An 18082-nucleotide genomic window follows, 5' to 3' on the forward strand; every position below is an offset into this window, starting at 1 on the left:
GCGCAATTTCCATCGGGCTTGGCTGCTCCTTATTTCATAGTCTTTGCTTGTTGCGGGGTTGGTCCGGGCGGGGTTGCAGGGAAAATCCATGCGAACGCCGCCAGTGCCAGCGCAGCATCCGGCGCGGCCACGCAGTTTGTACAACAATACGGTCCAGCATCGCCGCGCACGCCCAGCCCGTGCCGGCGCCACCAACCCGGACCGCCAAGTCCCCTCCAACGCCATGAACATCCTTTTTATTGCCGATCCGCTTGCGTCCTTCAAGATTTACAAGGACACCACCTTTTCCATGATGCGCGAGGCGCAAAGGCGCGGGCACCGCATCAGCGCCTGCGAGCCCAAGGACATCATGTGGCAGCAGGGCACGCCGGTAACCGCCTTCGTGCGCGACATCCACCTGACAGGCGATTCGCTGGACTGGTTCACCGCCGAGCAGCAGCATCCGAACGAGCGGCCGCAGCCGCTGAAGGACGTCGGCTGCGTCATCATGCGCAAGGACCCGCCGTTCGACAGCGAATACATCTACAGCACCCACCTGCTGGAGCAGGCCGAGCGCGAAGGCGCCAAGGTCTTCAACAAGCCGCGCGCACTGCGCGATCACCCGGAAAAGCTCGCCATCATGGAGTTCCCGCAGTTCATCGGTCCGACGCTGGTGACGCGCGACGCCGCCGACATCAAGCGCTTTCATGCCGAGCACCAGGACATCATCCTGAAGCCGCTCGACGGCATGGGCGGCATGGGCATTTTCCGGGTCAGGGCCGACGGCCTGAACCTGGGCAGCATCATCGAAACCCTGAACAAGAACGGCGCTGAAAGCGTGATGGTGCAAAAGTTTCTGCCTGAAATCGTCAAGGGCGACAAGCGCGTGCTGGTGATTGGCGGCAAGCCGGTTCCTTTCAGCCTGGCGCGCATTCCGCAGGGCAGCGAGGTGCGCGGCAACCTGGCGGCTGGCGGGCTGGGCGTGGCGCAGCCGCTGTCGGCGCGCGACTATGAAATCGCCGAGGCACTGGGACCCATCCTGGCCGCGCGCGGCCTGCTGCTGGCCGGCATTGACGTGATTGGCGACTGCGTGACCGAGATCAACGTCACCAGCCCGACCTGTTTCCAGGAAATCCACGACCAGATGGGTTTTGACGTGGCGTCAATGTTCATTGACGCGCTGGAAGACGCGCTGGCGGCCTGACCCTTAGCCGGGCAGGCACTGAAGGTCGAGTTTCAGGGCTGGCGCTGCCCGCCAACGAGGGAAATTTCCTCAAAACCGTCACCATCACGCAGCACAAACAGGGCGTCCATGCCCCGCTTTTGCGCCAGCGCCACGCCGTCGGTTTCTCCCAGCACCAGCAAGGCGGTGGCCCATGCATCGGCGAGCATGCAGCTTGGCATCACCACCGTCACCGCCGCCACGCGGTTGCGCACCGGCTGCCCGTTCAAGGGGTTCATGGTGTGGGAATAGTGCGTTCCCTGCACCTCGACCCAATGCCGGTAGTCGCCCGAAGTGGCGATGGCGGCATCGTTCAATTCCATCACACCCATGACTTCGCGCACATGCCGCACCGGTTTTTCAATCGCCACGGCCCAAGCCTGTCCATCAGGCTTGAGTCCTTTTGCCCGCATTTCTCCGTCAATGCCGACCAGATAGCGCGTGATGCCAAAGCCATCAAGGCACCTGGCCAGTGCATCGACACCGTAGCCTTTGGCAATGCCTGAAAGATCGAGCGTGACAGGCAGCCGTTTGCGCACCCGGCCGTGAGCCCGGTCGATCTCCAGCCCGTCAAGCGCCGGGTGGTGCAGGCATTGTGCGAGCGCGCCAGCCTGCTGCGCATCGGCTTGCGATCCGGCCGGACCAAAACCCCAGGCATTGACCAATCCGCCCACGCCAATATCAAACGCGCCCCGGGACTGCTGGCCGATGTGCAAGGCGGTGTCCAGCACCGTCATCAGTTCTTCGGGCAGGTCCAGCCACTGCTGTTCGGGCAGGGCATTGAGGCGGCTCAGGCTGGAGTCGGGTTTCCAGGTGGACATCTGCCGGTCCACCTGGTCCACCGCGGCAAACAGGCCGGCGCCAATGGCTGGCTGATCGACGCCAGCCGGGGCAAAAAAAATGGCGCTGTAGCGCGTGCCCATCGTCTGGCCGTTCAGGCTGTGGCGCTGCAGGCCCAAGGCGGGAAGCGCCGGCGTTTCAAAAGACATCTTCACGGTAACGTCCCTGTGTTTTCAGCGTCTGCACATTGAGCTTGAGGGGCGCCAGGATGCCATCCAGAGCCTGCGCGATGCTTTTTGCCATGGCGCGACTGCCGCACACCAGTATCTGGGCGTCACTGCCCATCAGCTGGCGCAGTTGCTCCGCATCGTCGAGCACCTTGTCCTGCACGTAGGCGCCGTCCTTGATCCGTGAAAAAACAGCATGCAAGCCGGTCAGCCGGCCATCGGCCAGGTACTGGTTGAGTTCGGGTTGGTAGAGGAAATCGGAAGCCGGATCGCGTCCGCCCCAATACAAATACATCGGGTGCTTGCCGGTGTTGTTGCGGATGAACCCGGCCAGGGGCCCAATGCCGGTGCCCGAGCCGATGAGAACGACCGGGGCCTTGCCGGATGCCGGGCGAAAGTCCGGATGCAGCTGAATAAAGGCCTCCATCGGGTCACCCGGCTGCAAGCCGTGCAGGAATTCAGAGCACAGCCCGTCGGGCACCTTGCGCACGCAAATTTCCAGAAAGCCGTCGCCTGACTTGCTGGCCAGCGAATAAAAGCGCGGCACGGTGCTGCCGGGCGGCACGATGCCGACCAGGTCGCCGGCCTCGAAATCCGGCAGTCCGTTGCCGCCCAGCAGGCGCGTCAAGCGGGCGGCAATGCCCGGCCGGGCGACTGCCGCGAAGCGCATGACGCTGGTGGGCGCTTGCACCGCTTCGCCGTAGTCGACCCGCCCCATCAGCGCGAAGCTTTGCGTTCGCGGGCGCGGGGGTGTATGCACCAGGTTCAGTTCGCGGCCAATCAGCGGGCCGACGGTCTGGCCCCAGCGCGTGAAAGCTTGTGCCGACTGCCGGTCTATGGTGTCCAGGTTGAGAAGCTGGCGCCAGCCTTTTGCCAGCAGCGCGGCCTGCGTGTCCTTGGCAAATTGGCAAAACTGCGGGAACTGCCGGTCGCCAAAGCCCAGCACGGCAAAGCCGGCCTGCGGATTGACCCGGGTTTTGGACAGGCGCGCCAGAAACTGGTTGGCAGAACTGGGCGCGTCACCGTCACCATAGGTGGCCGTGAGGATAAACAGGCGCTGCGCCTGACGGTACTCGGTGGCCAGCTGGTTCATCGCAGCCGTATGCACGCGCAGGCCAGACTTTCGCAGGGCGTCATGCAGGGTGTTGGCAAAGCCCCAGGTGCTGTTGCTTTCGCTGCCCACCAAAATGATGGTGTCGGCCGACTGCGCCGCGCTGTTTTCGATAATTTTGGGCATCGACTGCCGGCGCTGCCACCATGTCACGGCGCCGGTGGTGCTCATCAAGGGCACGCTGAGCGCACCCACGCCCAGCATCAAACCAAGCCACCACAGGCCTTCGCCGGTGTGCAGTTTGTAGATCAGCTCGTAGGTGTCGCGCGTGCCGCTGTGGGGCTGAAAAGACAACAGCGCGCCATTGGCCTGGTCAACATAGCCGTCGCCCTGGGCGGTGCGCAGCGAGTAAACGTCCGAAAGGTCGTTCGGCGCGGGATAGACCAGTTCGCGCAGGTCATTCAGGTCTGTCGCCAGCAGCGCCGGCAGGGTGGTGACGGGCGCTGCCGCACCACCGGCCACACTGGCGGGAAAGTCGGGTTCGTTTTGCATGCCGTCAGAAATGAAGCTGAAGGTGGCCGCCGACATGTAAAGGCCGGTCAGCGCAGACAGCAGCAGCCCGGCGACCACGACGCGGCCGACCTTGGCGTGCCAGCGCTGGTTCAGGCCGCCGCGCAAGGGGTCGGCCAGATGTCGCCAGCCGCCCATGCGCTTGACCAGCAGCAGCGCGCCAGAAACCGACAGCACCAGCATGACCAGTGCCGTCAGGCCCGATACCGCACGCCCCGGGGTATCCAGCAGCAAAGACCGGTGCAGGCTTTTCAGCCAGCGTGAAAAGGCCGAGGGCGCATAGGGGGCAATGCCTTGGCCGGTGAGCGGGTCCACGCGATCAATGCCGGCCTTTCCGTCGCGACTGTAATAAACGATGACCGCGCCTGATGGCGAGCGCTGGATTTGTTCAGCCTGCGGGTAATGCTGCGCCACCCGGCCGGCCAGCGCGGCCACGCTGATCTGGCCGTGGGCAGGCACTGTGGCCGCCAGCCGTTCGAGCGCCGGATCCAACGACAAGATGGCGCCGCTGAGGCCCAGCACCAAAGCGAGCAGGGCGGCCATCAGGCCAAGCAGTGAATGAAGCTGACGCACTATCGATAAACAGTTTTGCGGGCGGGGTTGCGTTTACATGTCATAAGTGAAGGACTTGACGTAACCGCGGCCTGGGGCGGGTTTGCCGGCGCCCTGCTTGGTGAGCGGCGCGCGCACGTCGGCGGGGTTTTCGCGCTGGTCTTCGACGGCGCTGTCCACACGAATTTCATAGCCCGCATCAATCAGTGCATCGGCCAGCTCGACCGTCACCTTCAGCGATTTCCCGCTGCCCACGCTGGCGCCGCTGACACCGTCAAACTCACTGGCCCTCAAGCCGCTGCCACGCGCCCAGTCACGCAGGTGCTTGTAGTATTTGGACTTCTTGCCTGAGACCCAGAGCGTCTTTTTGTACTGGCCACTGGCGTCGGTCACATAAAACGCCAGATAAGCGCCGTTCCCGCCATAACTTTGCAGCTGGGTGGTCAAGGTCACGGGGCGCGCCTGCACCAGGCCGGGCGCTGCCATGGCACCCGCCAGAAAAAGCGAGGCAGCAAGTGTTTTTAGAACTGGTTTCATGATGAAGCTTCCGGTTGAGTGGTGGTTGCGATGACTCCATGTTGACGTTGCCACATGAAGGCTTTCTGAAGGCAGGCTTGAAAACACCGCGGTGGTGTCAGATGCAAAAAAGGGTTTGAGCCGTCAGTTGGTCTTCTGGCCCTGATCGAGGTAGCCAGACGCGTCGCCACCCTCGCTGAAGTCGATTTCCAGTTTGCGGATGCGCAGCGAAGCCGGCCCGTATTTGGCCTTGACGCGGTTGCCCAGACGGTCCGTGCCCCTGACCTCATAGCAGCCGTCGTCCACCTTGATGCGCTGCACGGTCCAGCCGCGCTGTTCCAGTTGTTGCCGCAACATCCCGCGCGGCTGCCAGTTGGCCACCGGCTCATCGCAATTGCTGTCCGCCCATGCAGCGCCGCTGGCCAGAAGGCCGGCCAGCATGGCCGCCGCCAGGATTCGGGATTTCATGAGGCCTGTCGGGCAATCACTTTGAGGACGCATGATGAATCTCCTTGGGGGTGATGGAAGACAAAAGAGAAAGCGAGGGAGCGGTTAACAGGCAGGCATCTTGCGTGCCGGCCCCGGCTGATGTTGGACATGCTTGTGTGTTGACCATCACACTGGTGCGCAAGCCTCGCGGAATCAAGTAACTTGGCCTTGCATTCCTTGAATTGACTGTAGTTGGACTGAAATAGCGACTTTTGATCTATCGCATACCGTGCTGCATTGCGCTCGCTTAACCGCCCAATGTTTGATCTGGCGCAAAAAACACGCACCCCGTAATGCCGCTTTCCCCCCGTCAGCTCATCCATCACGCCGCATGGGCGCATGCGTTTTGACGATTTCGGCAGTCAATTCGCCCCCCGGCTGCTGCGTGGCAAGGCGGTTGCCTCTGCCGGCCGGTGGGCGCGGCGCTGCAGAGGCCGTGCTGCTGTTCAGGCGCCTGCCAGCAGCGCGCCGTTTTCAAACACCTTGAGCTCGCCCGGCGCAAAGGCCGTCCAGCGCTCGTTGGTGGTCAGCGGGGCGGTCACCACCACAGCCACCCGGTCGCTCGGCTGGGTGTGCTCTTCGAAGTTCACGCTCACGTCCTCGTCGCTCAGCGTGGCATTGGCGAACGGATGGCGGCGCTCCACGTACACCAGGCTGGTCGAGGCATGCGCCCACAGTGCCTGGCCGTTGCTCAGCAGGAAATTGAAGGTGCCGTGTTTTGCCGCCTGCCCTGCCAGTTCGCGCAAGGTCAACGTCAACTCCCGCACGCTGGGAACGTCGGCATGCGATTTGGCCAGCTCCTGCATGATCCAGCAAAACGCGCGTTCGCTGTCGGTGGAGCCGACCGGCCGGAAGCTGCCATGCAGGCGCGGCGCGAAATCGACCAGGTTGCCGTTGTGCGCAAACACCCAGTAGCGGCCCCACAGCTCGCGCACAAAGGGGTGACAGTTTTCCAGCGCCACCCGGCCTTGCGTGGCCTTGCGGATGTGCGCAATCACGTTGCGGCTCTTGATCGGGTAGCGGCGGATCAACTCGGCCACCGGCGACTCGCAGGCCGGCAGGTGGTCGACGAAATGGCGCAGGCCCTTGCCATCGCCCGCCCCGTCCACCGCGCTGTCGCCTTCAAAAAACGCGATGCCCCAGCCGTCGGCATGGTGGTCGGTGCGGCCGCCGCGCTGCGCGAAGCCGCGAAAGCTGAAGGTCACGTCGGTGGGCGCGTTGCAGTTCATGCCGAGCAGCTGGCACATGGTCTAGTCTCCGGTGGAAGGCGCGGGCGCAACGCGAAGCTGCGACGCCGCCGCCATGGCAAGCACGCACAACGCGGCCAGCATCAAGAACGATTCATTGAAGGCGGCCAGCCGCGCCGGGCTGCTCGCAGCAAGGGCAAGCGAATCGCCATGCGCGGCCAGCCGCCATTCCAGCACGATGCCGCACAGGCTGACGCCAATCGCGCCGCCCAGCATGCGCACGAAGCTGATGGCGCTGGCGCCCTGCGACACCAATTCTGCAGGCAGCGGCCGCAGCGAGCCCAGGTTGAGCGACGGCAAAATGAAGCCCAGACCGATGCGCCCCAGCGTGGCCCACAGCGCCAGCAGCCACAACGCCGAACTCAGCGTGAGCGTCATCATGAGCGCAAACGACACCGCCAGCAGCCCCAGACCGGTGGTGACCAGCAACCAGGTCGGCTGCCGGTCGGCCAGGCGGCCGACGATGGCAATCGTCGCTGCCAGCACGATGCCGGCGGGCAGCAGCACCGTTCCGGCATGCGAGGCCGACAAATTCAGGCCCAGCTGCATGTAGACCGGCAGCAGATAGGTCGAGCCGAACAGTGCCGTGCCGTAGATGAAGGCCACCACGCTGCCCATGGCAAAGGGCCGGTTGCCGAACAGCGCCAGGTTCATCAGCGGTTCCCGGCCGGTCGCCAGCATGCGCCGCTGCCAGCCGATGAAGCCGGCCAGCAACGCCAGCGCGGCGCCCAGCAGCAGGGCCGCCTGCAGCGGGTGGCTGCCCTGGCCCTGCAGCGCAACCATACCATTGAGCAGGCATAGCGTGCCGGTGCCCGCCAGCAGCATGCCGCGCCAGTCGATCATCGCGCCCTTGCGGCCAGCCTCCACACCGCCGGGCGCGCTGTCAGGCACATAGCGGTAGGCCATCCACAGCGACAGCAGGCACAGCGGCACGACCATGAAGAAAATCGAGCGCCACCCGTACAGGTCCACCAGCACCCCGCCCACGCTCGGCCCCAGCGCCGGCGCCAACACCACGCCCATGCCGAACATCCCGCTGGCCCGGCCCTGCTCATGCGTGCCGAAAGCGCGCATGATGATGATGGCCGCGATGGGCTGCACCACGCCTGCCGCCACCCCTTCGGCGACGCGCGCGGCCAGCACCAGCGTGAAGTTACCGGCCAGGCCGCCGCCGATGCCGCCGGCCATCAGCAGCAGCATGCTGCCCACATAGGTGCGGCGGTAGCCGTAGCGCGCCAGCAGCCACGGCGTGGTCAGCATGGACACCGTCATGGCGACCATGAAGCCCGACGTAACCCATTGCGCGCGGCCCTGGCCCAGCGAAAAGTGCTGGCTCATGTCGGGAATCGCCACGTTGACGATGGTCGACGACATGATCGACGCCATAATGCCGACCATCACGGCGACCAGCAGCAGCCAGCGGTAGCGCGTACCGAAGCGCGCCTGCAGCGCGGCGATGGATGATGGCGGCGGCAGGGCGTTCAAGCGCGGTCCCGGCCGGGCGTCAGTCTCTTGGTTCCGACCAGAGCTTGCCGCCGGTGGCCCAGTTCTCGCGCTTGACGTCGGTGATCAGGACATCGACCGAGTCCGGCTGGCCGCCCAGCACCTCGACGCTGACGCGGGTGATCGCCTCTACCAGTTTTTTCTTTTGCTCCAGCGTGCGGCCTTCGAGCATTTCGACGTGGTAAGTGGGCATGGTTTTCCTTCGGATGGATGGGTTTGGCGTGACCGGCTGCGCCGACGTGCGCAAGCTGTGCATTATTCCGTGTCTGGCCGTGCGCTGCTGCGGGACCGGCATTTTTTAACAAAAAATGCCTTTTGCGCATATTCAGCTTAGGCTAGAAGCTATTTTTTTGATAGCGGATTGTTTTTCCTGCCGGCATCAGTCCACCTCGCGCGTGCCCCGGCAGCGGTCCTGCGCAAAGCGGCTGCAGCCCCAGAACTGCTTGCCTGCATTCGCGCCGCTGCGCGCCTGGCGCAGCACCATCTCCGCGCCGCATGCCGGGCAGTCCGGCGTGGACAGGCCGGCCGGTTCCGTGGCCGACGGGCCGCTGCCGGCCTGCGCCCGTATGCCGCGCAGCAGGGTGGCTCCGTTGATCAGCGTCAGCGCCAGGCCGCCCGCAAAGCGATGCGCGTCCTCGGTGAATTCGCCCGAGGTGACAACAAAGCCGCCGGTTGCGCCGTGCGCCGCCATGACGCCGTAGAGTTCGCGCACCGGCTGCACGCCGACGCGCAGGGACCGCCAGTGCTTGCATTGCACCAGGTGGCTGCCGTCGTCGCTTTGCAGCACCACGTCCACGCCGCCATCGGCGCCGCCGCCGCCGTTGTCCGTCACGCCGTAACCCTGGCGCCGGAAATACTCGCCGACCAGGATTTCAAACTCCTGCCAGCTCATGCGGTCCAGAGCGTCAGGGCGGCTGGCGGCAGCGGCGTGCAGCCGTGCGGCCCTGTTCCGCCGAAAAGCCGACAGCAGCGCGCCCATGCCGAAAAACAGCGGCAGCAGGTATTGCCCCGCCAGCGCCAGCCCGTACATCAGCGACGACAGGATGAAGCCACCCATCGGTCCCGCCTGTGCGGTGCCAAGCGGCTTTTGCGCCAGGTGGTGCAGGCCCAGATAAGCCAGACCCGCCAGCGCCAGACCTAGCCACCAAGGCAGGCGCGCGGCCAGCCCCATCAAGGCCTTGGGCCAGCCCTGCTTTTCACGTAACTCCATCGCTGACTTTTCCCAACTCGTCTTTTCACTTGGCGCTGCGCTGCGCTTGCCGATGCTTCCTGTCTCCGTCCATGCCGGCAGTGCATGAACCACGCAGGTCGCGGAATTTGAACGGGCAACAGCCCGTATGCGACATGGCAAGAATGAACCTCAGGGACTGCGACAGAACGCGCGCAAAAAACCGCTGATTTTAGTTCAAATCAGGGCTTTGGCCAGAAGCTGCAAGTGTAAGCAGCTATATTTTTTATAGCGTTTGAGATGTCGCCGAAGCCGCCAGCGCGCCCAGCGCCGCCACCCCCACCGGCGGCTCGGGCAGCCACGGCAGCACGAAGGTGCGGCGCGCCAGACCGCTGGCGATGCGCGCGGTCTGGCGGTGTTCGCCGGCCAGACGGGCCTGCAGCAGCGGGTCGGTCGTGCCGGTGGCGGCGATGCTCTTGTTGATGACCCAGGCCCAGGGCTCGATCTTCGCGCGGCGCAAGTCCTCTTGCAGCGCGGCGGCCTGGCTGACGGGCGTGACTTCGGGCAGCGTGACCAAAATGACGTGCGTCATCGACGCATCCTGCAGCCGCATCAGCGGGGTGATGAGGTGGACCGCGTTGGCGCTGCCTTCGTACTGCTGCCGCATCTGCCGGTGGTAGGCGCCGGTGGCGTCCATCAGCAGCAGGCTGTGGCCGGTGGGCGCGGTGTCCAGCACCACGAAGGCGCTGCGCGCCTCGTTCACCACGCGGCTGAAAGCGTGGAACACGGCGACTTCCTCGGTGCAGGGCGATTGCAGGTCTTCGAGCAGCAGCGCCCGGCCGGCCTCGTCCAGGTCCTTGCCGCGCGCGGCCATCATCTTGGCAATGTAGGCTTCGGTCTCTTGCCGGGGGTCGATGCGGCCGACCTTCAGGCCGGTCAGGCTGCCGTTCAGCGTCTGCGCCACATGGGCGGCCGGGTCGGTGGTGGTCAGGTGCACGCTGTGGCCGCGCTGCACCAGGCCGACGGCCAGCGCGGCGGCAATCGTCGTCTTGCCGACGCCGCCCTTGCCCATGACCATGACCAGCCCGTGGCCCAGCGCCGCGAGTTCATCGGCCAGGCGGCCCAGTGGCTCGGCGGGCAGGTCGGCTGCAGAAACGCCGGTTTGCCCCACGGCGGCTGGCGCGGGGCCACTGCCCAGCAGCGCGCGCAGGGCGCTCAAGCCGACGGTGTCGAAGGCGCGCAGCGGCACCTCGTCGCGCGGCAGGCTGGCCAGCGCATCGGGCATCGTGGCAATCGCCTCGCGGCCCAGCGCCTCGATGGCGCGGGCAGTCGCATCGTCCGGCCCGCTCGCATGGAACACGCCGTTGACGACCAGCCGCTGGTTGGACAGGCCCAGCGTGCGCAGTTCCCCGGCGGTGCGCGCCGCCTCCTGCATGGGGCGCGGGTCGGGCCGCGTGACCAGCAGTACCGTCGTCAGGCTGGCGTCGCCGAGCGCGGCGAGCGCGGCATTGAAGCGCGCTTCCTGCATCTTCAGCCCGGAGTGCGGCCCGAGGCAGGACGCGCCCCGGTCGTTGCCGGCCAGAAATCCGCTCCAGGCCTTGGGCAGGCTGAGCAGGCGCAGCGTGTGGCCGGTCGGCGCGGTGTCGAAGACGATGTGGTCGTAGGCGCCGCTGCCTTCGGCTTCGCCGGCCAGCAGCGCGGCGAATTCGTCGAACGCGGCGATCTCGGTGGTGCAGGCGCCCGAGAGCTGCTCGCGCACCGTCTTGCGTTCGTCCTCGCTGGCGTTGGCTTCGAGTTGCGCCAGCACGCGCAGCCGGTAGGCCTCGGCGGCGGCATCCGGGTCGATGTTGAGCATGTCCAGGCCGGGAACGCCTGGAACGGCCTGCGCCTGGTTGCGCAGCGGCACGCCGAGCATTTCGTCGAGGTTGGACGCGGCATCGGTGCTGACCAGCAGCACGCGCCGGCCGCTGTCTGCCAGCGCGATGGCCGCCGCAGTGGACAGCGAGGTCTTGCCGACGCCGCCCTTGCCGGTGAAAAACAAAAAGCGCGTGGGCGACGACAAAAAGCCAGGGAGCGCAGGAATGGCGGTGTGCATGGGCCACAGCATGCCGTGCGAGAAGGCAAAAATTATTGCGTCAGGTCAAGCGGCGGTGAATGCGCGCGCCACGCCCGCCGGCAACGTGAAGCCCGCCAAGGCGCCCGGAGACTGGGTTAGAGTTCGCCACCGCTGTCAAAAAAACATGCTTTACGCGCCCGCCACAGCCCATCCAAGGAACCCCATGCATCCCAACCAGACCCGGCTCGACCATTTCTACGCCGCCTTCGCGCGCCTTGACGCCGACGCCATGGCCGCCTGCTATGCGCCCGATGTCCAGTTCGAGGACGAGGTGTTTACGCTCAGCGGCCACGAGCAGGTCAGCGGCATGTGGCGCATGCTGTGCGAAGCCACCCGGGCCAGGAATCGTGAAGACTGGAAGCTCAGCTACAGTGGCCTGGAAGCCAACGACCGCCGGGGCAAGGCCCACTGGGAAGCCGACTACCGTTTCAGCGCCGCCCGGCGCAAGGTACACAACGTCATCGACAGCGTGTTTGAATTCAACGACGCCGGGTTGATCACCCGCCAGCGCGACCGCTTCAACTTCTGGAGCTGGTCGCGCCAGGCGCTGGGCTTGCCCGGCATCCTGCTCGGCTGGAACCCGTCGTTCCGGACCATGGTCAAGCGCCAGGCAGAGGTCAACCTGGAAAACTACCTGCAAGCGCGCAGGAGTTGAGCCATGTCCACCTGCACCGCAAAAATGTCATGGCTGCGCAAGGGCGGCGACTTCCCGGGCGAACCGGTCCATGGCCCGGACTGACGCGCCGGGGTCGCGGCCGCGTGGCCGCCTGCTAGCCGGCTGGGCCTTGGGGGTGCTGGCCGCCCTGCTCTGGTCGGGCGTGGCGCCGCATGACCGGGGCACCTGGCTGCTCGAAGTGGCGCCGGTGCTGCTCGCCGCGCCGATGCTGCTGGCCACCTGGCGCCGCTACCCGCTGACCACGCTGCTCTATGGCCTGATCACGCTGCACGCGCTGGTGCTGATCCTGGGCGGCGCCTACACCTATGCGCGCGTGCCGCTCGGTTTCTGGCTGCAGGACGCGCTGCAACTGGGCCGCAACCCCTACGACAAGATCGGCCACTTCATGCAGGGGCTGGTGCCGGCGATGGTCGCGCGCGAGGTGCTGCTGCAGCGCGGCTACCTGCACAGCCGGCGCATGGCCGCGTTCCTGTCGGTGTGTGTGGCCATGGCGATCAGCGCGGTGTATGAACTGGTCGAATGGGCCGCCGCGCTGGCGCTCGGGCAGGGCGCCGATGAATTCCTGGGCACGCAGGGCGACCCGTGGGACACGCAGTCGGACATGTTGTGGGCGCTGATCGGTGCGACGGTGGCGGTCACGCTGCTGCTGCGCTGGCACGACCGGCAGCTCAGGGCGCTGCGCCTGTCGGGAACTGCTATCAAATAACTAGCTGTTGATGCCCGTGCCTGTTGCGAAAGAGCACTAAAACATGCTTGAAGCGTGGCTGAATCGTGCGCCCGGCAAGGCCGCCGTCCTTGCGCAGCATTTTGCGGCGGCGCCGCCTTCGGACACGCTTGTGCCTCCTCGGGCAGTCCTGTCTTTCGGTAACCTGGTCGAGGCTCAGAACGGGGCCGTGGGCCGGGACGGAAGCATGGACAACAGGCCTTCGGCCGCCGCCTTGTAGGCTTTCAGGCAAGCCGTTCCCACGCTCATCGCCGCCTCGCGGGAAGGGTAGGGATGGTCCGATGCGTCGATGCAGACCTCGCCGGTTTGCTCCTGCGCCGAGAGCTGCGTGACGATCCAGCAAAAAAGCCCGGGCGACGACTCCTCCACCCGGAGATTGAGTGCGCCGGAGGAAATCTGCGAACGCGCCGTCATACGGCCCGGCCCAGTTCGGTTCCGACATCCCGGGCGCCGGTCCCGACTTCGGCCACGGCCATGCGCAGCTCCAGTTCGCTGCATCGCAAGGCGGCCAGCCAGTAATTCACCGAGGCCGGTTCATTGATGTTGATCGGCTCGTTGGACGGCGCATGAACGTTTGGTGACAAGCTTGGCGAGTTGGATTGCATGGTTTTTTTCCTGGCCGGTTGATGAAGGAGGAGCCCAATCTTCTGGCAATGCGTTTTGACGTCATGTCAGAGACCTCCCCATCAGCTTGCAATCCAGATCAACCAAGGGCAATGGTTCAAATGACCTAATGAATAGGTTACCCATCGACCAGGACGCCCAGCAACCCTGAAACGCCGCTTGAACCTGGCGTCAAGCCCCGCAGCACTTCTTGTATTTCTTCCCGCTGCCGCAGGAGCACGGGTCGTTGCGCCCAGGCGTGGCTTCCTTGCGCAGCGTTTCGACCTTCGGCCCCATGGTTTTCCACAACTCGCGCAGGTCGTACACCGCCCAGATGGCTTCGCCGAAAGCATTCAGCCGCGCAATGCTGGTGCTCGGCGTGCCTTCCTCGCTCAGCGGCGAGACTTCGCAAGCGCCGGTATCGTCCTCGGTCATGGCGACGACGGCCTGCAGCGCGCCGTCGAGCCATTTGGCGGCGTCCTTGTCGCGCGGGGCGGCCCATTCGTCGGACCAGCTTTCCACCGCGAACATGAAGCCCAGCGCCCACACCTGCGCGAACGCGGGCAGGTCTTCCTTGGCAAATGCCGCCTGTTCCTCGGGCGGCAAATCGGCCACCACGCCGCGAATGTCCATGACTTCGGGGTGGTAGCAGGCGTCGTCCTCCAGCGAATCGACTTCGGCGTCGAGCGCGGTGGCGACTTCGTTCCAGCGCTGATCCCACAACGCCACGAAGCGCTCACGCTGTTCGTCGCTGGCGAACGAGCCGCTGTCGTCGTCGGGCTCCTCGCCCTCGACCGGCAGGCCCAGCAACACGCCGAGGTATTCGTAGGCCGGAATCGGGCGGCGCGAGCAGATCACGGCGGCCATGAAGCCCTCGCAGAATTCCCACTGCGGCGTTTCGTCGTAGCGGCTGCGCAGATCGTCCAGGATGGCGTCGAGTTCGTCGAAGGCCTCGGTTTCCATCCAGGGGGTGTCGGGCTGCTTTACGGGGTCAAGGTCAGGGTGTGTCATGGTGTTCGGTCCTGAGCCTCGGGCAAGGCTCTTATGATTAAAGTGTAGCTTCCGCGCCCTTGCGCTGGCAGCCTTCACGCCCGCCAGCGGCGCCGCAACCGGAAAACCCATCCATGCCCCAGCCATTCAAGACCCTGATTCCCGTCCGTTACGCCGCCCTGGGGCTGGCTTTGTGCGGCCTGCTGCTGGCGCTGGCCAACCTGGCGCTGTGGGGCGGCGGCTGGCCGGCTGCGTTGACCTTGATGGCCTGCGCTTTGGTGGTGGCGCTGGGCCTGCATGACCTGCGCCAGTCCCAGCACGCCATTTTGCGCAATTACCCGGTGATCGGCCACCTGCGCTTTTTGCTCGAATACATCCGGCCCGAAATCCGCCAGTATTTCATCGAGAGCGACAGCGAAACCACGCCTTTCTCGCGCGCCCAGCGCTCGCTGGTGTACCAGCGCGCCAAGGGCGAGCCCGACAACCGGCCGTTCGGCACGCAGCTTGACGTGGGCCGGCAGGGCTATGAATGGGTCAACCATTCCATGGCGCCCACCAAACTGCCGACGCACGACTTTCGCGTCTGGATTGGCGGCGCGCCCGGCCAGCCCAGCGTGTCGGCCCAGCCCTGCACCCAGCCCTACCACGCCAGCGTGTTCAACATCTCGGCCATGAGCTTTGGCTCGCTGTCTGCCAATGCCATCCTGGCGCTCAACCAGGGCGCGAAGATGGGCGGCTTTGCGCACGACACCGGCGAAGGTTCGATCTCGACGCACCACCGGGTGCACGGCGGCGACCTGATCTGGGAAATCGGTTCGGGCTACTTCGGCTGCCGCAACGACGACGGCAGTTTCAGCGAGGAACGCTTTGTTGCCAATGCCGCCGACCCGCAGGTCAAGCTGATCGAGCTCAAGATGAGCCAGGGCGCCAAGCCCGGTCACGGCGGCATCCTGCCCGGCCCCAAGGTGACGGCGGAAATCGCGGCCGCGCGCGGCGTGCCGGTCGGCCAGGACTGCATTTCGCCCGCCAGCCACGGAGCGTTTTCAACGCCCGTCGAGATGATGCAGTTCATCGCCCGGCTGCGCACCCTGTCGGGCGGCAAGCCGACCGGTTTCAAGCTGTGCATCGGCCATCCGTGGGAATGGTTCGCCATCGTCAAGGCGATGCTGGAGACCGGCATCACGCCCGACTTCATCGTCGTCGATGGCGCCGAGGGCGGCACCGGCGCGGCGCCGCTCGAATTCAGCGACCATGTGGGCGCGCCGCTGCAGGAAGGCCTGCTGCTGGTGCACAACACGCTGGTCGGTGTCAATTTGCGCAGCCGCGTCTCGATTGGCGCGGCCGGCAAGGTCACCAGCGCTTTCGACATCGTGCGCCTGATGGCGCTGGGCGCCGACTGGTGCAACGCCGGGCGCGGCTTCATGATGGCGCTGGGCTGCATCCAGGCGCAAACCTGCCACACCGGCCGCTGCCCGACCGGCGTGACCACGCAAGACCCGCTGCGCCAGCAGGCGCTGGTGGTGCCCGACAAGGCCGCACGGGTGCGCAACTTTCACCGCAGCACGCTGCATGCGCTGCAGGAACTGGTGCAGGCCGCCGGGCTGAACCATCCGAGCGAGGTCAACGCCCACCACATCGTGCGCCGGCTGACCGACACCGAGGTGCGGCTGCTGAGCAACCTGGTCCTGCAGGTCGAGCCCGGCGCACTGCTCGGACCGATGCAGGCACAGCACAACGTCTTTCGCCTCTACTGGCCCATGGCCAGCGCGCACAGTTTCCAGGCGAGCAGCCCGGCGGTCAGCGCCAGCGGGCCACCGCTGCATACGCAAGGCGCGCCCGACGCGGCGCCTGCGAACCGTGCCTGAAGGCTGGCGGTCGATTTTTTTGCTATGAATTAAATAGCTGTACCTGCCCACTGGCTATGCGAAGACGGCATTTTTTACAAGAATTGAAATCTTTTCCCGCTCGCAGCCAAGGAGCCGGAACATGACGGATTCAGTAAACTGCATCATGGTCGCCCACGTTCACCGGAATGATGCGCCCGTCCTGAATCAGCAATTCCAGCGTGATGCGGTAGGACAGGTTGATGGACACCGAATGCAGCCCTTCAAACTTGCCACGCAAGGCATGCAGGCGCAGCGAAGGGTGAAACGGATTGGCCTCCAGCAACTGCAGGGTCTTCAGGTAATGCTGGCGTAAATCGGGATGCTGCTTTAAAAACCGTGCTGCCCGGCGGTTGTAGTGCTCGGTAAAAACCAGGGCAAAGGGTTGTTGTGGCGCATTCACAGGGAATCGAGCCGCGCCAGGTGCTCGGCTGGCGACTCCTGCATCACCCGCCCGGCGGCCAGGTCGGCGCGGGTCTGGGCCAGCGCCGCATCGAGTTCGCATTCACGCAGATAGTGGTAATGCGCGATGTCCATCACCACAAACCGGTCCTTGCCGCGTACCGACACCATCGCCTCGGGCGCTGAACTGAGGGCCAGCTCAATGGCGGAAATTCCTTTGGTTTTTAAATCGTTGGCGCTGATGTGGGACATGCCGGGACTCCTGAAAAATGGATTTTGCATGCGTTAAATCATACGATAAACCACACGGTAAAACCTGCTATCTATGGCAAATCCCGCTCTGCGGCCCTGGTTTTTCGGCCTCTTGGCTGGACAAAACAATGCCCTGAATCAGACCACCGCCAGATTTCAAATTTGCTATTTTTTACATAGCTGCCTGCGCTCGCACACCATGCGCCAGCAGCCTTTTTGACATCGAAAGCACATGCCGGTCCTTGCTCAGCAGCAGGGTTTTTCCGGCCACGGCCAGGTCGATGAACTTCTGGTCGTCGGGGTCTTGGCAAGTCAGGCGTGCCTTGTCGGCGACGTCGATCAGCCGGGCATGGCGGTCGAACGAAGCGAGCACGTCATCGGCGCTGAGCCGGTAGAACGCCAGGCGCGGCGCGATCTGCGGATAGCCCAGCACGCGGGCGAGTTCGTCGCGCATCGGCTGGGTGGCGATCCAGTCGAGTTCGCCGGCTTCCAGCGCTTTTTTGATCGGTTTCGCGGCGGCATCGGCAAATACGAAGATGTCCAGAATGATGTTGGTGTCGATAACGACCGGCTGCCTGGGCGCTTCGGCCGGCAATGGCGCGACCCCGGCATCATCCTGCGCTGCATCCGCCTTCAGCATCATGCTTTGGGCGCATCAGCCGGCTTGCCGCGCGCCGAACCGGCCACCATGTCGAAGCGGAACAGCCGGCATTCGATCGGGCCGTTCCACATCGGCACGCGGCGCGACTCCTTCAGGCGCATCTTGTTCGGCAATTTCAGGTCGGGCGTGAGCACGTGGGCGGTCCAGCCGGCGTAGTTTTTCTTCCAGTGCGCGGCGAGTTGCGGGAAGAAGTCCGAGGCTTCCTCGCCCCAGGCGTTTTGCGCCTGCTCGCGGCCGGGGTTGGCGGAGCGGTCGCGCGGCGGCTCGAAGCCGCTTTCCTCGCGGCTGTCTCGCTCGTTGCGCTCATGACGCTCTTCCCGGCCTGAACGCATGTCCCGCTCGGGGCGAACCAGCGGCTGGCCGAATTCATCGACGGTTTGCCCCTGGAACTGTGACCGCCGCTGCTCGCGCTGCTGCACGCCACTGGTGCCGGCCACGCCCGCCACGTCGATGCGCTCGCCATACGGCGGG

General features: G+C 65.1%; 19 protein-coding genes and 1 pseudogene. 4 read left to right on the top strand and 16 right to left on the bottom strand.

All coding sequences use genetic code 11. The features are described 5' to 3' along the window. The first annotated feature begins 223 nt into the window (after positions 1 to 223). The gene (gene gshB / locus GZ092_RS05705; RefSeq protein ID WP_293635255.1) at positions 224 to 1183 is read left to right on the top strand and encodes a glutathione synthase; all 960 of its coding nucleotides are present in this window, start codon (positions 224 to 226) and stop codon (positions 1181 to 1183) included. Between the two features lie 32 nt (positions 1184 to 1215). On the opposite strand, the gene GZ092_RS05710 is transcribed toward gshB, so the two are convergent. The 9 genes from GZ092_RS05710 to arsA all read right to left on the bottom strand — a co-directional run bounded on the left by GZ092_RS05710 (position 1216) and on the right by arsA (position 11411). Further along, positions 1216 to 2190: an FAD:protein FMN transferase gene (locus GZ092_RS05710; protein WP_293635257.1), complete on the bottom strand. Its 975-nt coding sequence runs from the start codon at positions 2188 to 2190 to the stop codon at positions 1216 to 1218. Continuing rightward, the gene (locus GZ092_RS05715; protein ID WP_293635200.1) at positions 2180 to 4402 is read right to left on the bottom strand and encodes a PepSY domain-containing protein; all 2223 of its coding nucleotides are present in this window, start codon (positions 4400 to 4402) and stop codon (positions 2180 to 2182) included. The genes GZ092_RS05710 and GZ092_RS05715 overlap by 11 nt, the downstream gene beginning before the upstream one ends. A gap of 33 nt (positions 4403 to 4435) precedes the next feature. Then, positions 4436 to 4918, bottom strand: a complete 483-nt coding sequence (locus GZ092_RS05720; RefSeq protein WP_293635202.1) for a DUF2271 domain-containing protein — start codon at positions 4916 to 4918, stop codon at positions 4436 to 4438. Positions 4919 to 5041: 123 nt separating this feature from the next. Then, on the bottom strand, positions 5042 to 5365 hold the full coding sequence (locus GZ092_RS05725; protein WP_293635204.1) for a PepSY domain-containing protein: 324 nt from the start codon (positions 5363 to 5365) through the stop codon (positions 5042 to 5044). Between the two features lie 467 nt (positions 5366 to 5832). Next, a complete protein-coding gene (locus GZ092_RS05730; RefSeq protein ID WP_293635206.1) occupies positions 5833 to 6633 on the bottom strand; it encodes a class II glutamine amidotransferase in 801 nt (266 codons plus the stop codon). A 3-nt stretch (positions 6634 to 6636) separates the two neighbouring features. Next, a complete protein-coding gene (locus GZ092_RS05735) occupies positions 6637 to 8118 on the bottom strand; it encodes an MFS transporter (protein ID WP_293635208.1) in 1482 nt (493 codons plus the stop codon). Between the two features lie 19 nt (positions 8119 to 8137). Beyond that, positions 8138 to 8329 (bottom strand): 4-oxalocrotonate tautomerase, encoded by a 192-nt coding sequence (locus GZ092_RS05740; protein WP_293635210.1) that lies wholly within the window; start codon positions 8327 to 8329, stop codon positions 8138 to 8140. A gap of 186 nt (positions 8330 to 8515) precedes the next feature. After that, a complete protein-coding gene (locus tag GZ092_RS05745) occupies positions 8516 to 9346 on the bottom strand; it encodes a restriction endonuclease (protein ID WP_293635212.1) in 831 nt (276 codons plus the stop codon). A 244-nt stretch (positions 9347 to 9590) separates the two neighbouring features. Continuing rightward, complete coding sequence (gene arsA / locus GZ092_RS05750; protein ID WP_293635214.1) at positions 9591 to 11411, bottom strand: arsenical pump-driving ATPase; 1821 nt, start codon at positions 11409 to 11411, stop codon at positions 9591 to 9593. 172 nt (positions 11412 to 11583) lie between these two features. Here arsA and GZ092_RS05755 point away from each other — a divergent pair, with 172 nt between their 5' ends. Further along, complete coding sequence (locus GZ092_RS05755; RefSeq protein ID WP_293635216.1) at positions 11584 to 12075, top strand: nuclear transport factor 2 family protein; 492 nt, start codon at positions 11584 to 11586, stop codon at positions 12073 to 12075. 70 nt (positions 12076 to 12145) lie between these two features. Continuing rightward, positions 12146 to 12802, top strand: a complete 657-nt coding sequence (locus GZ092_RS05760) for a DUF2238 domain-containing protein (protein WP_293635218.1) — start codon at positions 12146 to 12148, stop codon at positions 12800 to 12802. A 174-nt stretch (positions 12803 to 12976) separates the two neighbouring features. Here GZ092_RS05760 and GZ092_RS05765 read toward each other — a convergent pair whose 3' ends face one another. The 3 genes from GZ092_RS05765 to GZ092_RS05775 all read right to left on the bottom strand — a co-directional run bounded on the left by GZ092_RS05765 (position 12977) and on the right by GZ092_RS05775 (position 14434). Next, the gene (locus GZ092_RS05765) at positions 12977 to 13234 is read right to left on the bottom strand and encodes a hypothetical protein (RefSeq protein WP_293635220.1); all 258 of its coding nucleotides are present in this window, start codon (positions 13232 to 13234) and stop codon (positions 12977 to 12979) included. Continuing rightward, complete coding sequence (locus tag GZ092_RS05770; protein WP_293635222.1) at positions 13231 to 13425, bottom strand: DUF3606 domain-containing protein; 195 nt, start codon at positions 13423 to 13425, stop codon at positions 13231 to 13233. The genes GZ092_RS05765 and GZ092_RS05770 overlap by 4 nt, the downstream gene beginning before the upstream one ends. Before the next feature lie 190 nt (positions 13426 to 13615). Next, positions 13616 to 14434, bottom strand: coding sequence for a UPF0149 family protein (locus GZ092_RS05775; RefSeq protein WP_293635224.1), 819 nt, complete (start codon positions 14432 to 14434; stop codon positions 13616 to 13618). Positions 14435 to 14547: 113 nt separating this feature from the next. Here GZ092_RS05775 and GZ092_RS05780 point away from each other — a divergent pair, with 113 nt between their 5' ends. Beyond that, entirely contained in the window at positions 14548 to 16278 is a 1731-nt protein-coding gene (locus GZ092_RS05780) for an FMN-binding glutamate synthase family protein (protein ID WP_293635226.1), read from the top strand. A gap of 130 nt (positions 16279 to 16408) precedes the next feature. Here GZ092_RS05780 and GZ092_RS05785 read toward each other — a convergent pair whose 3' ends face one another. The 4 genes and pseudogenes from GZ092_RS05785 to GZ092_RS05800 form a co-directional block, all read right to left on the bottom strand. Continuing rightward, the gene (locus tag GZ092_RS05785) at positions 16409 to 16699 is read right to left on the bottom strand and encodes a hypothetical protein (protein WP_293635228.1); all 291 of its coding nucleotides are present in this window, start codon (positions 16697 to 16699) and stop codon (positions 16409 to 16411) included. After that, positions 16696 to 16950, bottom strand: a complete 255-nt coding sequence (locus GZ092_RS05790) for a hypothetical protein (protein ID WP_293635230.1) — start codon at positions 16948 to 16950, stop codon at positions 16696 to 16698. Before GZ092_RS05790 ends, GZ092_RS05785 begins: the two co-directional genes overlap by 4 nt. 172 nt (positions 16951 to 17122) lie before the next feature. After that, positions 17123 to 17593, bottom strand: coding sequence for a putative toxin-antitoxin system toxin component, PIN family (locus GZ092_RS05795; protein ID WP_293635232.1), 471 nt, complete (start codon positions 17591 to 17593; stop codon positions 17123 to 17125). Next, positions 17590 to 18082: pseudogene (locus GZ092_RS05800) on the bottom strand (class I SAM-dependent RNA methyltransferase); the annotation flags it as partial. The gene GZ092_RS05795 and the pseudogene GZ092_RS05800, both read right to left, overlap by 4 nt.

Origin of the sequence: Polaromonas sp., from assembly GCF_010365105.1 — a bacterium.
Taxonomy (GTDB): domain Bacteria; phylum Pseudomonadota; class Gammaproteobacteria; order Burkholderiales; family Burkholderiaceae_C; genus Polaromonas.

Bases quoted from the DNA above. Each gene is read 5' to 3' on its own strand.
- GZ092_RS05755 (WP_293635216.1), top strand. From the start codon at position 11,584: ATGCATCCCAACCAGACCCGGCTCGACCATTTCTACGCCGCCTTCGCG.
- GZ092_RS05725 (WP_293635204.1), bottom strand. From the start codon at position 5,365: ATGAAATCCCGAATCCTGGCGGCGGCCATGCTGGCCGGCCTTCTGGCC.
- arsA (WP_293635214.1), bottom strand. From the start codon at position 11,411: ATGCTGTGGCCCATGCACACCGCCATTCCTGCGCTCCCTGGCTTTTTG.
- GZ092_RS05710 (WP_293635257.1), bottom strand. From the start codon at position 2,190: ATGTCTTTTGAAACGCCGGCGCTTCCCGCCTTGGGCCTGCAGCGCCAC.
- GZ092_RS05775 (WP_293635224.1), bottom strand. From the start codon at position 14,434: ATGACACACCCTGACCTTGACCCCGTAAAGCAGCCCGACACCCCCTGG.
- gshB (WP_293635255.1), top strand. From the start codon at position 224: ATGAACATCCTTTTTATTGCCGATCCGCTTGCGTCCTTCAAGATTTAC.
- GZ092_RS05745 (WP_293635212.1), bottom strand. From the start codon at position 9,346: ATGGAGTTACGTGAAAAGCAGGGCTGGCCCAAGGCCTTGATGGGGCTG.
- GZ092_RS05795 (WP_293635232.1), bottom strand. From the start codon at position 17,593: ATGATGCTGAAGGCGGATGCAGCGCAGGATGATGCCGGGGTCGCGCCA.
- GZ092_RS05730 (WP_293635206.1), bottom strand. From the start codon at position 6,633: ATGTGCCAGCTGCTCGGCATGAACTGCAACGCGCCCACCGACGTGACC.
- GZ092_RS05780 (WP_293635226.1), top strand. From the start codon at position 14,548: ATGCCCCAGCCATTCAAGACCCTGATTCCCGTCCGTTACGCCGCCCTG.
- GZ092_RS05765 (WP_293635220.1), bottom strand. From the start codon at position 13,234: ATGACGGCGCGTTCGCAGATTTCCTCCGGCGCACTCAATCTCCGGGTG.
- GZ092_RS05770 (WP_293635222.1), bottom strand. From the start codon at position 13,425: ATGCAATCCAACTCGCCAAGCTTGTCACCAAACGTTCATGCGCCGTCC.
- GZ092_RS05790 (WP_293635230.1), bottom strand. From the start codon at position 16,950: ATGTCCCACATCAGCGCCAACGATTTAAAAACCAAAGGAATTTCCGCC.
- GZ092_RS05720 (WP_293635202.1), bottom strand. From the start codon at position 4,918: ATGAAACCAGTTCTAAAAACACTTGCTGCCTCGCTTTTTCTGGCGGGT.
- GZ092_RS05740 (WP_293635210.1), bottom strand. From the start codon at position 8,329: ATGCCCACTTACCACGTCGAAATGCTCGAAGGCCGCACGCTGGAGCAA.
- GZ092_RS05760 (WP_293635218.1), top strand. From the start codon at position 12,146: ATGGCCCGGACTGACGCGCCGGGGTCGCGGCCGCGTGGCCGCCTGCTA.